Below are 15421 nucleotides of genomic sequence, written 5' to 3'. Positions count from 1 at the left end.
CAATTTCATTCTATCACTTTTGAAAAGCTTTGTCACGAATATTCTATTCGGTTATCGATGTAAACGTTTTAGTGGTTTTCAAAGACTGAAATGAAGGACAAATTATGGTATAATATATCTAATTACTAATAGTGAAATGAGGCATTTATGAATGCAGGATAGAAATTTAGTGAATGTCAATCTGACAAAGGAGATGAAGACCAGCTTTATCGACTACGCCATGAGCGTTATCGTTGCGCGGGCCCTTCCTGATGTTCGAGATGGCTTAAAACCTGTTCACCGTCGTATTCTATACGGAATGAATGAACTAGGTGTTACACCAGATAAACCTCATAAAAAGTCAGCCCGTATTACAGGGGATGTTATGGGTAAATACCACCCACATGGTGATTCCTCTATTTACGAAGCCATGGTTCGTATGGCTCAATGGTGGAGCTACCGTTACATGCTTGTTGATGGGCATGGAAACTTTGGTTCTATGGATGGGGACGGTGCTGCCGCGCAGCGGTACACTGAGGCACGTATGAGCAAGATTGCTCTGGAAATGCTTCGTGACATCAATAAAAACACAGTTGATTTCGTAGACAACTACGATGCTAACGAACGTGAACCCTTGGTTTTGCCTGCTCGTTTTCCAAACCTTTTGGTCAATGGAGCAACGGGTATCGCTGTTGGGATGGCAACCAATATTCCACCTCACAACTTGGGTGAAACCATTGATGCAGTGAAGTTGGTTATGGATAATCCTGAAGTGATGACTAAGGACTTGATGGAAGTCTTGCCTGGTCCAGATTTTCCGACTGGCGCTCTTGTCATGGGGAAATCAGGTATTCATAAGGCTTATGAGACTGGTAAAGGTTCCATTGTCCTTCGTTCTCGTACAGAGATTGAAACCACTAAGACGGGTCGTGAGCGCATCGTTGTAACAGAATTCCCTTATATGGTTAATAAAACCAAGGTACATGAGCATATTGTTCGCTTGGTTCAGGAAAAACGAATTGAGGGCATTACAGCCGTACGTGATGAGTCCAACCGTGAAGGCGTCCGCTTTGTAATCGAGGTTAAACGCGACGCGTCTGCCAACGTTATCCTTAACAACCTCTTCAAGATGACCCAGATGCAAACCAACTTTGGTTTCAACATGTTGGCGATTCAAAATGGCGTGCCAAAAATCTTGTCCCTTCGTCAAATTTTGGATGCTTATATCGAGCACCAAAAAGAAGTGGTTGTTCGTCGTACTCGTTTTGACAAGGAAAAAGCAGAAGCGCGTGCACATATCTTAGAAGGTCTTCTAATTGCGCTAGATCATATCGACGAAGTGATTCGTATTATCCGTGCAAGTGAAACAGATGCCGAAGCACAAGCTGAGTTGATGAGCAAGTTTAAGCTTTCAGAGCGTCAAAGTCAGGCAATCCTTGATATGCGTCTTCGTCGTTTGACAGGATTGGAACGTGATAAGATTCAGTCTGAGTATGATGAATTGATTGCCTTGATTGCAGATTTGGCTGATATCCTTGCCAAGCCTGAGCGTGTGGCTCAAATCATCAAAGAGGAATTGGACGAAGTCAAACGCAAGTTTGGTGACAAACGTCGTACGGAGTTGATGGTCGGTGAAGTCTTAACTCTTGAAGATGAAGATTTGATTGAAGAAACGGATGTTTTGATTACCCTATCTAACAAGGGCTATATCAAACGTCTGGACCAAGGTGAGTTCACTGCCCAAAAACGTGGTGGCCGTGGGGTTCAAGGTACTGGCGTTAAGGATGATGACTTTGTGCGTGAGTTGGTTTCAACTAGCACCCATGATCATCTGCTCTTCTTTACTAATAAAGGACGTGTCTATCGCCTTAAAGGTTATGAAATCCCAGAATATGGTCGTACAGCCAAGGGCTTGCCAGTTGTCAATCTTTTGAAGTTGGACGAAGGTGAGAGTATTCAGACCATCATCAACGTTGAGTCTGAACGTAGTGATGACGCCTATCTCTTCTTTACAACTCGTCACGGTATTGTGAAGAGAACCAGTGTTAAAGAGTTCGCTAATATTCGTCAAAATGGACTTAAAGCCTTGAATCTCAAGGATGAAGACGAATTGATTAATGTCTTGCTGACAGAAGAAGATACGGATATTATCATTGGTACCAAGTTTGGTTATGCTGTTCGCTTTAATCAGTCAGCTGTTCGTGGCATGAGCCGTATCGCGACAGGTGTCCGAGGAGTTAACCTTCGTGAAGGAGATACTGTAGTTGGTGCTAGTGTCATCACTGATCAGGATGAGGTCCTTATCATCACTGAAAAAGGTTATGGTAAACGTACACTTGCTACTGAATACCCTACTAAAGGCCGTGGCGGTAAAGGGATGAAGACAGCCAATGTTGCTGAGAAGAATGGTCCTCTGGCAGGTCTCCTCACTGTTAAGGGGGATGAAGACCTGATGATTATCACGGATACAGGGGTCATGATTCGAACAAACGTTGCCAATATTTCACAAACAGGACGCTCAACTATGGGAGTTAAGGTGATGCGTCTAGACCAAGATGCCAAGATTGTGACCTTTACAACGGTTGCTGCGGCAGAAAAAGAAGAAGTTGGGACTGAAATTGAAACAGAAGGTGCAGAATAATGTCTCATAAAAAAACGAAAAATAAAAAGAGTAAGAAAAATAAGCGCAGAAATCTATTTATCAATATTTTAGCGGGTTTCTTAATTCTTCTTTCCCTAGCCTTGATTTTTAATTCAAAGATTCGCGATATCTTTTTGGTCTGGAATACCAATAAATACCAAGTCAATCAAGTCACTAAGGAAAATATAGATGAAAATCTAAAAACCGAAGGGAATTTTGATTTTGACTCTGTTAAGTCTATTTCATCCGAAGCTGTATTGGCTTCACAATGGGATGCTCAGAAACTTCCCGTTATTGGAGGTATTGCTATTCCCGAAGTGGAGATAAACTTACCGATTTTTAAAGGTTTGGATAATGTAAACCTGTTCTATGGGGCAGGGACTATGAAACCTGACCAAAGAATGGGAGAAGGGAACTATTCTCTAGCTAGTCACCATATCTTTACTGCTGAAAATGCCAGTCAAATGCTCTTCTCACCTTTGGTCAATGCCAAAGCAGGTATGAAAATTTACCTGACGGATAAGGATAAAGTTTATACTTATGAGATTACAGAAGTTAAACGTGTTACACCAGACCGTGTAGATGAAATCGAAGATCGTGATGGTGTAAAGGAGATTACTTTGGTTACCTGTGTTGATTATAATGCGACCGAGCGTATAATCGTCAAAGGAATCTTTAAAGAATCAAAAGCTTATTCTGAGACTTCTGAGGATATTTTGAAGGCCTTTAATCAACCGTATAGACAACGATATTAAGAATGAATGAACCAGTGAAGTGCTATTTCACTGGTTTTTTTGTCAACAAATAGAATCAAAATAGTTCTTATGAAAAAGGATAATAAGGCTTAGGATAAAGATTTTTAAGATAAATATTTTAGAAATTTACGGAAAACGCTTTCTAGAAAACAAGAATTATGTTATAATTATCACAAATAAAAGTTTAGGAGTTTTTTATGGTCTCTTCAGAATTTATCTCAAAGATTGAATTTGCTTGCAAGAAGAAAGAAAGTCTTTATAGCCAAAGTAAGTTTAAGTATGCGATTCGTTCCATGTTTGCAGGTGCTTTTCTGACATTTAGTACGGCTGCAGGCGCAGTTGGGGCTGACTTGATTAATAAGATCGCTCCAGGTAGTGGACGTTTTCTCTTCCCATTTGTTTTTGCTTGGGGATTGGCCTACATTGTTTTCTTGAATGCTGAGCTGGTAACTTCGAATATGATGTTTTTGACAGCTGGTAGTTTCTTGAAAAAAATTTCATGGAGAAAAACAGCTGAGATTTTACTTTACTGTACCTTGTTCAACCTTATCGGAGCTTTGATAGCAGGTTGGGGCTTTGCCCACTCAGCAGCCTATGCAAATCTAACACATGATAGCTTCATTTCAGGGGTTGTAGAGATGAAGTTAGGCCGTTCCAATGAGCTAGTCTTGCTTGAAGGTATTTTAGCCAATATCTTTGTAAACATTGCTATTCTTTCATTTGTTTTGGTGAAAGACGGTGGGGCTAAACTTTGGCTTGTTTTATCAGCAATTTACATGTTTGTATTCTTAACAAACGAACACATTGCTGCGAACTTTGCTTCTTTTGCGATTGTTAAGTTCAGTGTTGCAGCAGATTCAATTGCTAACTTTGACATACCTAATATTCTTCGACACTGGGGTGTGACCTTTATTGGGAACCTCATTGGGGGCGGTCTCTTGATCGGATTACCATACGCCTTCCTCAATAAAAATGAAGATACTTATGTAGATTAAATAAAAAAGCACGAGCCAATGACCTGCACCCCAAAAGTTAGACAGAAAAAATCTGACTTTTGGGGTGTTTTATTATGTGACTATTAGTCCGTCTCGCTCCGTTAGGAGCGAGACAAATAAACCACCCGCTATGCGGGTGTGCGTCGAAGGTTATACCAAAAAACTCCAAACGCGATACAATAAAGGTGTTCAAGCCGATTGTAAAGCGAAAGGAGAAAAATATGGCACAAAAGGCACATATGATATTGAATTTATTAATAGGCAATAATAGAATAAAAATATTCTAGATAAGTCATTGATATATTGAGAACTGCTAAAGGAGGGAAATAGATGAGCAAAAAAATTAACTTAGAAGCAGAACGAGCATATAAGACAATTCGTGGCGAAAAAAATAAATTTGGTAGTTACCGTAAGACCTTGTTTCATGTACATACTCCAGAATCTCATGATTATAGACTATTTAAAAAATGGAAAGACTTGCCAGAGAATGATTGGAATAATTTAACTATTGATGACTATATTACAGAGATTAGAAATCAAAAAATATTTCCAAAAGACTTGCTTCAAACAGCTAAAGGAGAAAAGGTTTTATATGGAAACTATTTTATGAATGGATTCAATAGCGAAAAAGAACAAGTTGCCTTTTTAACTCTTGCTCAAAGTCTTTACAATGAAAATATATCGGTTGTTGTAGTCTCGGACCATAATACTATATCAGGTATAGAAAAATTAAAGACAGCTATTAAATTAGTGTCTGATTTATTTCAGAATAAAAGTAAAGAATATATTGAGGTAATAAACGGAGTGGAAATTTCTTGTGCAGATAAGGTGCATGTTCTGGTAGCTTTTCCTGACAGTAAAACTAATTTCATTCAAAAATGGCTTAACTTTAATCTAATGAGTATCAAGGAAGGGTCTTTTAAGGCGAGTTTGGAAGTATTGGAGAAATTTATCGATGAAAATTGTTTTGCTTATATAGCTCATATAAATAGTTCAGATTTATTTAAAGAGGGGCATTTTTCTAATGCTTACAAGAAAAAACTTTTTTCAATTGCTTATACTCAATTCATAGGGGTATCGAATCTTGATAAAATAGATAATATCAATAGCTATCTTAAAGCATATTTAAAAAAGAGAACACCAGCATTTGTTCTTGATAATGATTCTCATTACATTGAGGATCATTCTATTAATCCGATGTGGATAAAATTTAGTAAAAGGAACTATGACCAACTTCGAGAGGCTTTATCAGAATATGATGTATCAATTGAGCTAAGCAATCCAGAAATTAGCAAGACGAAAGCGATACGTGGAATTTATTTACCACCCCTTAATAACTCATATCTGTTAAAGAATAATTCGGAATTTGTCATTAAATTTTCGGAGTCATTAAATTGTTTAATTGGAGGAAGGGGAACTGGAAAGAGTACTATTTTAGATTTGATTCAATTTGTGTTGTCACAAAAAGCTGATACGGAACAGAAATTTGAATTTCTTTCTAGGCACTCAAAAGTTTATATTTTATATGAGATGTCAAAGAAAGAGTATCTTATTGAATTAAATTTACCTACTCAGAAGAATGGAGAAGATATATATGAAACATTTGGAGTTAAGACAAAATCTACATCAAAATTTTGGTATTATAAAAGTCGACTAGGGGATAAAATTAGAGAAAAATATTTATCAATATATGAAGTTCGAGAGAATGACCAAATTAGTAAAGTTACTAAACAAAAGAAATTACGTTTAATTGAACAAATGTTTGATAATAGGTATTCAGTAAACGAACTTGTGAATATTGCTAGTGATGATGGAATAAGTGATTATTTGTTTGGAGTAATTGCTAAAGATAAAAGGGAGATAAAAAAATATCAAATATCTAGAAAAATATCTTCCGTTGGTGAAATCGAACATTTCATTCTAGATCAAAATAAGCAATTAAAAAAGCAGAAAAATAAAATATTATCACTTATAAATCCATTTAATGATACCCAATCAGAAAAGTTAAAAATATTATATAGTCAGCAAAAAAACTTTGTATTACCTGAAAATTTTTATGTTTGGTTCTTCCCTGAAGGGAAAAATTTAGAAAATTCTTTTAAAGGCTACCGTTTGACATATCGAGAGATTATCGATTATTTTTCAATGATTTTTGATAGAAGCGATTTTAAAACTTTTGTTACTATAATGAATAGTGGTAATCTCAAAAGTGAATATTCAATTAAAAAATTTGCTCAAAACAGTAGGTTGAAAAATGATATTTCTCTAAAAGAAGTGGATGATATATTGCTGAGTGAAATTATTGAACTATGGAATAATGTGGATATTAATTTGATTAAGCAATATTTAGAAGATGTTTATAATAATTGTGAAAAATTATCTCTGGAATTTAATATTAATTCTAAAGTGACGGATGGGAATAAGAAAACAATTTTTAAAGAAGTAGTACATTTAAGTTTAGGGCAGAAAGTTGTTGCCATGCTTGATTTTATTCTTGCCTATTCAGAATTCACAAACGATAATCGACCATTGCTTATAGACCAACCAGAGGATAATCTAGATTCAAGGTATATTTACAATAATTTGGTGCAAATATTGCGAGATGTTAAAGCTAAACGTCAGATCATTATAGCAACTCACAATGCTACAATAGTAACAAATGCAATGTCTGATTTAGTTATTTTGATGGAATCAGATGGAGAACATGGCTGGGTAGAACAGAGCGGATATCCAAGTGAAGATAAAATCAAAAAACACATAGTAAACTATCTTGAAGGTGGCAAAGAATCGTTTGAACATAAGGTAAAAATATACAAGCGTGTAATTGATATAAATAAACTTAAAAATGCTTAGCATATAATTTTCAGAAAAAGACTTATTTTTCGGAAAGTTAATGATATTGGAAAATCAGTCGAATCGTGCTTTTTTGTTTGATGTGTAAGACTAGTCATAGTTGTTCCTTATATCAAAATATAGAAAAACGGTATTGGAAAAGACTAGCCCAAGATGATACAATATCCCTAATGAAGCTATTTGGAGGTCGTCTTATGACTCGTGATTTTAAATTTGAAACTCTACAATTACATGCTGGACAAGTAGTTGATCCAGCGACTAAATCTCGTGCAGTACCGATTTATCAAACAACATCCTTTGTTTTTGATGACACGCAAGAAGGTGCCGATTTGTTTGCTTTGAGAAAACCTGGCAATATCTATACTCGTATTACCAACCCTACAACAGCGGCATTTGAAGAAAGAATCGCAGCTCTTGAAGGTGGTGTTGGAGCACTAGCGACAGCATCAGGTATGGCTGCTGTAACCTACACTATTTTGGCGCTTGCTCACGCAGGTGATCATGTGGTGGCTGCATCAACTATTTACGGTGGGACCTTCAACCTCTTGAAGGAAACCCTTCCTCGTTATGGGATTACAACAACCTTTGTGGATGTGGATAATTTGGAAGAAGTAGAAGCAGCTATCAATGACAATACCAAGCTTGTCTTGATTGAAACCTTGGGGAATCCCTTGATTAACATTCCTGACTTGGAAAAATTGGCTGAGGTTGCGCATAAACACCAGATTCCTCTCGTTTCGGACAACACTTTTGCCACACCATATTTGATTAACGTCTTCTCTCATGGTGTAGATATTGCCATTCACTCAGCAACCAAGTTTATCGGTGGGCATGGTACGACTATTGGTGGAGTGATTGTCGATAGTGGTCGTTTTGACTGGGAGGCTTCAGGGAAGTTCCCTCAATTTGTTGAGGAAGACCCAAGTTACCATAACTTGAGCTATACTCGTGATGTGGGTGCAGCAGCCTTTATTATCGCTGTTCGTGTTCAATTGCTCCGTGATACAGGTGCTGCCTTGTCGCCATTTAATGCCTTTCTCTTGCTCCAAGGGCTTGAAACTCTCTCTCTTCGTGTTGAACGTCATGTGCAAAATGCAGAGAAAATTGTTGATTTCCTTGTAAATCATCCTAAGGTAGAGAAGGTAAATTATCCAAAACTAGCTGACAGTCCATATCATGCCTTGGCTGAGAAATATTTGCCAAAAGGTGTTGGTTCAATCTTTACCTTCCATGTTAAAGGCGGAGAGACAGAAGCTCGCAAGGTAATTGATAATTTGGAAATCTTCTCTGACCTTGCAAACGTGGCAGATGCCAAATCTCTTGTTGTCCATCCTGCGACAACCACTCACGGTCAATTGTCAGAAAAAGACCTAGAAGCAGCAGGTGTCACACCCAACCAAATCCGCTTGTCTATCGGACTTGAAAATGTAGAGGATTTGATTGAAGATTTGCACTTGGCCTTGGAAAAAATTTAAAGTAAAAGAAGATAAACAGTGGGTCTCGACTCACTGTTTTTGATTTTCCCTCAGGCATGATATAATGGATAAAGAAGTCTAGAAAGAGGAACGATATGAACGAAATCAAATGTCCCAACTGTGGGGAAGTCTTTACAGTAAATGAAAGTCAGTATGCCGAACTTCTGTCTCAAGTGAGAACAGCAGAGTTTGATAAGGAACTACATGATCGGATGAAGCAGGAACTGGCCTTGGTTGAGCAAAAGGCCATGAATGAGCAACAGACTAAACTGGCTCAAAAAGACCAAGAAATTGCGCAATTGCAGAGTCAAATCCAAAACTTTAATACAGAGAAAGAGTTGGCCAAGAAAGAGGTTGAACAGACAAGTCATCAGGCCTTATTAGCAAAGGACAAGGAAGTGCAGGCCTTGGAAAGCCAATTGGCTACCTTGCGTTTAGAGCATGAAAATCAACTGCAAAAGACCCTTTCTGAACTAGAAAAAGAACGGGATCAGATCAAAAATCAACTCCTCTTGCAAGAAAAGGAAAATGAGTTGTCTTTGGCTTCTGTTAAGCAGAATTACGAAGCCCAGCTTAAGGCAGCCAGTGAGCAAGTCGAATTCTACAAGAATTTTAAGGCTCAACAATCTACCAAAGCAATCGGTGAAAGTCTAGAACACTATGCAGAGAGTGAGTTTAACAAGGTACGTAGTTTTGCCTTTCCAAATGCCTACTTTGAGAAGGATAACAAGGTCTCTGCGCGAGGCTCTAAGGGAGATTTTATCTTCCGTGAGTGCGATGAAAATGGAGTCGAAATCATTTCCATCATGTTTGAGATGAAAAACGAAGCGGACGGGACAGAGAAGAAGCATAAGAATGCAGATTTTTACAAGGAATTGGACAAGGATCGTCGTGAAAAGAACTGTGAATATGCCGTTTTGGTGACTATGTTAGAAGCAGATAATGACTACTTTAACACAGGGATTGTTGACGTCAGTCACGAGTATGAAAAGATGTATGTGGTCCGTCCCCAGTTCTTTATCCAGTTGATTGGTCTCTTGCGCAATGCGGCGCTTAATTCTCTTAAATACAAACAGGAGTTGGCCTTGGTTCGCGAGCAGAATATCGATATTACCCACTTTGAAGAAGACTTGGATGCCTTCAAAGTAGCTTTTGCCAAAAACTACAACTCTGCTTCGATCAACTTTGGTAAAGCTATTGATGAAATTGACAAGGCCATCAAACGGATGGAGGAAGTCAAAAAATTCCTAACCACATCCGAAAACCAACTCCGCCTCGCAAACAATAAGTTGGAAGATGTTTCGGTTAAAAAATTGACCCGAAAAAATCCAACCATGAAAGCGAAGTTTGATGCCTTGAAGGGAGAATAGAAAGCAGTGGCAAATGAATTATTAGTATTGAATACTGAAGAAGTAAATGAGTCTGAAAATTTAAATTATGACGAATTAGAAGAACTATTGGAACAGCAATTTACAATGGAGTTTTCTAATCTCGAAAAATTAGAAATAGAATGTAAAGAAATTAGTTCACCAGATAAACTAGGAGATGTTATTTTAGATGAAATCTGGGATCAATTTGCGAATCAAATTGGCTTAGATATGACAAGTGATACTCTTCTTAAGCAGTATAATGATAATAACCCTAATGGCTATACAAAAAAAGAAGGTAGTAAGATACTAAAAGATACAAGGTATACTGATGCAAATAATGCTATGAAAGAAAAGCAAAAATCAGGAAACTTGAAGGATGAATACACCGGAAAAACATTAAAAGTAAATGAAAAAGCTAATTTAGATCACGTTGTAGCACGTAAACAAATTTTTGAAAATCCTTGGAGAAAGATTGCTGATATAGAAACTGCGGATTTAGCAAACAAATCAGAAAATCTTGCTGCAACAAACGAATCACTTAATAAAAGTAAAGGAGCAAAATCCAATAGTGAATATATAAAGAATAGAGAACTGAGGGAAAAAGAACTTAGGAATCAAGTTCAAAGAGCCAATGAGAAAATTGATAAGATGAATATCTCAGATGCCGAAAAGCGAAATCTTAAAGCTGAAAATAATAAAAGATTAAATGATAAATTAGCTGCCGATTCGAAGAAAATGCTCAAATCTGAAAAAACAGCGAAGAAAGCTATTAATAAGGATATTGCAAAGAAAGCTTCTGTAAGAATGGCGAACAAGGCAGGTAAAGATGCAGTTAAAGCTATGTTTATTGCAGCATTATTTGGGATGTTGAAGGAAATTATGAATGCTTTAGTGAGGTATTTTAAAGCAAAAAAACAATCTTTTGATACATTTATAGAGGAAATGAAAAAAGCACTTCATTCATTTTTTGGCAAAATCAAAGATTTTATTAAAGTAGGTGTAGATAGTTTTGTTGGAAGCATTGTTGGAGAAATTATCGGCGCATTTAACCAGAAATTACAAAAACTTCCAAACTTGATTAAACAATTATTTGGTTCTATCAGAGAAAGCATTTCTTATTTATCTAACCCAGAAAATCAAACACATTCTACAGCAATTAAGATAGCTCACATTTCAAAAATTATTACTTCTGCACTAGTAGGTGTAGGTGCAATGTTTTTAGGAGAATATTTTGAAAAGTATTTATTAACAATATCAGGAATGCAAACTCTAATACCATTATTAGGGACCATTGCAAATATCTTAGGCATGTTTTTGGCGAGTTTATTGACAGGTATATTAGGTGCTGTAATTATTAATAGACTTGATCAATTTATTTCAAAAAAATTAATTGAGGAAAATCAAAAGAAACAAGCTAATAAGAAAAACGAATTGTTAAGAATTCAGGATGTTCAAATTTTTGTTGCCGAGCAAAATGTTGCTGTTAAGCGAAATGATATATTCATTAAGATGGCTAAGAACCATCAAAAACTAAGAGAACTTCTTGGTAATGTTCAAGAGGAGTTTTCTAATTCAAAGATTGATTTCAAACAGCGATTATTAGCTAACGAAATGTACTTTGATGAAAAGCAAAGTGAACTTGAAGAAATGCAAAGTGCATTAAACGATTTACTATAGGAGAATGTTATGTCAGAAGAATTAGAGATTCAGGTTTTAGCAAAGTCTGAAAGATTTAATGAAAAAAAAGAAGCGTTGAAAGCTTTTAGTGAAGAAATTCCAGAACAATCAGATTTACCGACTGTCCCACAAGACGATCCTATGCTAGGATTTATTGGTATGGAATATGATGTTAAAGGTAAGGATTTAAATGCTCTCACCGATGCTGTTCAAAATAGAATGATTGAACAAAACAAGCATATTAAAAAGATTATTCAGGAATTTAATACCATTTATGAAACTTTCCAAATATTGGATGATGAGTATATTCAAAGTATTTCAAAGTCTTTGATTGCAGCCAAAGAGGCAAATGATAAAGCTATGCAGGGATTGCACGAGATAGAAGAATATCAAACTGGTAATAAAAAACTATTAGATGACGTTTTTAACCAGAATAAAGATTTAATTGATATATTGAAGAAACATCATAAAAAGCTAGAAGAGTTAGAACAACTTGAAGAGAAGCAAAGTGAAATTCAAATTGAAATTGATACTTTAAAAGCGAATCTAAAAACATTAGTGAAAATAGAAAATAGTTTTAACGATTTGCATTTACAAGTTGAAGAAAAACAAAATAATTTTAAAAATTTCCTTGATGAAATCAATAATAAATCAATAACAGAGAGAGATAATCTAAAGTTAATTGTTGAAAGTCTTGAAACAAAACTAGAAGAGAAACAAAAAGAGATTGTTTTTCTAAGAAAAGGATTCTATACTCTTGTAGTCGCTGTTGTTTTAATAGTATTATTTCTATTGTTTAAAGGAATGTAGATGATTAGTGAAACTTATTTAAAGTTGTTAAAATCAGAAGTGAAGAAAATTGATGATTTAACAAATAGTACTTATGAATTAGAAGTAATTCTTCAAGATATTGTTGATAATGTTAAAAATGCTGACTTAGAGTTTATAAAACGATTAGGAAACTTAACTACTAAAGAGACATTCTCTACAATCAAAGATAAGCAAACTAGCATATTGGAATTATTGTATAAATATCTTGGCTCTAGAGTTATTGATACAAATTATTTGATTTTGAAAGAAACAAATAATAAATCATTTGAAGCATTAGCAAATGATTTAAAGTCATTAATAGGTTTAGAAAATGTGAAGAAAGAGATTGAAGATCTAGTCGCATTTAATAAAGTTCAGCAAAGTAGAGAAAAAATCGGTCTTAAAAAAACAAATAGAACGATGCATATGGCGTTTTTAGGTAATCCAGGTACTGGTAAAACTACTGTGGCTAGAATCGTTGGGAATATGTACCGGTCATTAGGAATATTAAGTAAAGGCCACTTTATTGAGGCAAGTAGAACAGACTTAATAGCAGAATATCAAGGACAAACGGCTTCTAAAGTTAAGAGATTGATACAAAAAGCCAAAGGTGGTGTATTGTTTATTGATGAAGCATATAGTATTACTGAAAACGATAAAAGTGATAGTTATGGTCGAGAGTGTTTAACTGAGTTAACTAAAGCATTAGAAGACTATCGAGATGATTTGGTGGTTATTGTTGCTGGATATGATGAATTGATGAAAAAATTTTTTGAATCTAATCCTGGGTTAAAATCAAGATTTAATTATTTTATTACGTTTGAAGATTATACTGTGGACCAAATGTTTGACATTTTTCTTTCACATTGTAAAAATGAAGAATACATTTTGCATGATTCTGCAAAAGAAACATTAAAAAAATATTTAGAATTACATAGTAACAATCCTGAAAATAAAGATGCAAATGGGCGATTTGTAAGAAATGTATTTGATAGGATAGTTATGAACCAAGCAAGAAGATTAGCCACATTATCTTTTGTTACAAAAGATAATTACATTACAATTCTTGAAGAAGATATTTCATGAATGAAATCAGAAAGCAACACATGAACGGTATTATCAACTTAAAAAAAGAAGCGGGGATGACCTCGCATGATGCGGTTTTTAAGCTGCGTAAGATTTTGGGAACCAAGAAAATTGGTCATGGTGGGACCTTGGATCCGGATGTAGTGGGAGTTCTGCCAATCGCGGTTGGCAAGGCAACCCGTATGGTCGAATTTATGCAGGACGAGGGCAAGGTCTATGAGGGGGAAATCACTCTAGGTTATTCAACGACGACTGAGGATGCCAGTGGAGAAGTGATCGCAGAGACCCCTGTTTTGTCGCTCTTGGATGAAACCATTGTCGATGAAGCGATTGCTAGTCTGACTGGGCCTATCACTCAGATTCCACCTATGTACTCGGCTGTCAAGGTTAATGGTCGCAAGCTCTATGAGTATGCGCGTGCAGGTCAGGAAGTGGAGCGTCCAGAACGTCAGGTGACTATTTATCAATTTGAACGGACAAGTCCGATTTCTTATGAGAGCGAACTTGCGCGTTTTACCTTTCGTGTGAAATGCAGTAAGGGGACTTATATCCGTACCTTATCGGTTGATTTAGGTAAGAAGCTGGGTTATGCGGCCCATATGTCCCACCTAACACGTACTAGTGCAGCTGGTTTGCAGTTAGAAGATGCCTTGACTTTGAAAGAAATTGCTGAAAAAGTGGAGGCTGGTCAACTGGACTTTCTCCATCCTCTAGAGATTGGTACAGGGGACCTTGTCAAAGTTATCCTAACTCCAGAAGAGGCTACAGAAGTGCGGTTTGGTCGTTTTATCGAGCTAGACCAAACAGACCAAGAACTGGCTGCCTTTGAGGGAGATACATTGCTAGCCATTCTAGAAAAAAGGGGCAATTTCTACAAACCAAGGAAGGTTTTTAGCTAGTTTCACTAGATTGTGGGGATAGATTGATGTTTCCCCTAGACTATCCAAAATCAGACTATAAATTTTGCAAAAAATGTGATAGAATAGACGACGGATAAAAAAACGGAGGATAGCATGCAAAATAGACCAATCATTATCGGAGTGACAGGTGGTTCTGGTGGTGGTAAGACCAGTGTTTCAAGAGCCATTTTATCTCATTTTCCTGATGAAAAGATTTCCATGATTGAGCATGATTCATACTACAAGGATCAGTCTCACTTGACCTTTGAAGAGCGTGTCAAAACCAACTACGACCATCCTTTTGCCTTTGATACAGACTTGATGATCGAGCAGATTAAGGAATTGTTGGCAGGGCGCCCGGTGGACATTCCAACTTATGACTATACAGAGCATACACGGAGTAGCAAGGCCTATCGTCAGGAGCCTCAGGATGTCTTTATCGTTGAGGGGATTTTGGTCTTGGAGGATAAGCGTCTGCGCGATTTGATGGATATCAAGATTTTTGTGGATACAGATGATGACGTGCGTATTATTCGTCGTATCAAGCGTGATATGGAAGAGCGTGGCCGTAGTCTAGATAGCGTTATTGATCAGTATTTGGGTGTGGTCAAACCTATGTACCACCAGTTTATCGAGCCAACCAAGCGTTATGCTGATATCGTCATTCCTGAAGGGGTCAGCAATACCGTTGCTATTGACCTTTTGACGACCAAGATTGCAAAGATTTTGGAAGAAGCGAGAAACAGCAAATAATCAGATGAGGAGGCCTAGCCTCCTTTTTCTATTTTTCCTTTAGTTTCAGTAGGAAAAAGGTGATTTTTAAGCATGTTTTTGGTATAATAATACCCATGGAAAAGCAAGAAAATGAATAGTAGGTGGAG

General features: G+C 36.5%; 11 protein-coding genes. All 11 read left to right on the top strand.

What is annotated here, in order from left to right; translation table 11 throughout:
- Nucleotides 1–151: 151 nt before the first annotated feature.
- The 11 genes from gyrA to udk all read left to right on the top strand — a co-directional run bounded on the left by gyrA (nt 152) and on the right by udk (nt 15293).
- Nucleotides 152–2620: a DNA gyrase subunit A gene (gene gyrA, locus ACORHV_RS05315; protein WP_434397677.1), complete on the top strand. Its 2469-nt coding sequence runs from the start codon at nt 152–154 to the stop codon at nt 2618–2620.
- A complete protein-coding gene (locus ACORHV_RS05310) occupies nt 2620–3375 on the top strand; it encodes a class A sortase (RefSeq protein WP_084857599.1) in 756 nt (251 codons plus the stop codon). The genes gyrA and ACORHV_RS05310 overlap by 1 nt, the downstream gene beginning before the upstream one ends.
- 197 nt (nt 3376–3572) lie before the next feature.
- Nucleotides 3573–4370: a formate/nitrite transporter family protein gene (locus ACORHV_RS05305; RefSeq protein ID WP_084857597.1), complete on the top strand. Its 798-nt coding sequence runs from the start codon at nt 3573–3575 to the stop codon at nt 4368–4370.
- Between the two features lie 330 nt (nt 4371–4700).
- Nucleotides 4701–7223 (top strand): Spaf_1101 family AAA-like ATPase, encoded by a 2523-nt coding sequence (locus tag ACORHV_RS05300; protein ID WP_084857595.1) that lies wholly within the window; start codon nt 4701–4703, stop codon nt 7221–7223.
- A 194-nt stretch (nt 7224–7417) separates the two neighbouring features.
- Nucleotides 7418–8698: an O-acetylhomoserine aminocarboxypropyltransferase/cysteine synthase family protein gene (locus ACORHV_RS05295; protein WP_434399039.1), complete on the top strand. Its 1281-nt coding sequence runs from the start codon at nt 7418–7420 to the stop codon at nt 8696–8698.
- Nucleotides 8699–8793: 95 nt separating this feature from the next.
- Nucleotides 8794–10068 carry a DUF2130 domain-containing protein gene (locus tag ACORHV_RS05290; protein ID WP_434397674.1) on the top strand — a complete coding sequence of 425 codons (1275 nt, stop codon included), beginning with the start codon at nt 8794–8796 and terminating at the stop codon, nt 10066–10068.
- Between the two features lie 6 nt (nt 10069–10074).
- Entirely contained in the window at nt 10075–11745 is a 1671-nt protein-coding gene (locus ACORHV_RS05285) for a hypothetical protein (RefSeq protein ID WP_001262694.1), read from the top strand.
- A gap of 9 nt (nt 11746–11754) precedes the next feature.
- On the top strand, nt 11755–12555 hold the full coding sequence (locus tag ACORHV_RS05280) for a hypothetical protein (RefSeq protein ID WP_001288177.1): 801 nt from the start codon (nt 11755–11757) through the stop codon (nt 12553–12555).
- Nucleotides 12556–13641 (top strand): AAA family ATPase, encoded by a 1086-nt coding sequence (locus ACORHV_RS05275; RefSeq protein ID WP_434397672.1) that lies wholly within the window; start codon nt 12556–12558, stop codon nt 13639–13641.
- Nucleotides 13642–13661: 20 nt separating this feature from the next.
- On the top strand, nt 13662–14540 hold the full coding sequence (gene truB / locus ACORHV_RS05270; protein WP_008289372.1) for a tRNA pseudouridine(55) synthase TruB: 879 nt from the start codon (nt 13662–13664) through the stop codon (nt 14538–14540).
- 114 nt (nt 14541–14654) lie between these two features.
- Nucleotides 14655–15293 (top strand): uridine kinase, encoded by a 639-nt coding sequence (gene udk / locus ACORHV_RS05265; protein ID WP_001181373.1) that lies wholly within the window; start codon nt 14655–14657, stop codon nt 15291–15293.
- Nucleotides 15294–15421 lie beyond the last annotated feature (128 nt).

The organism is Streptococcus sp. KHUD_016, from assembly GCF_051106465.1.
Lineage (GTDB): Bacteria > Bacillota > Bacilli > Lactobacillales > Streptococcaceae > Streptococcus.
Note: the sequence above shows the minus strand (reverse complement) of the source record. Positions and strands in the feature narration are given on the sequence as shown.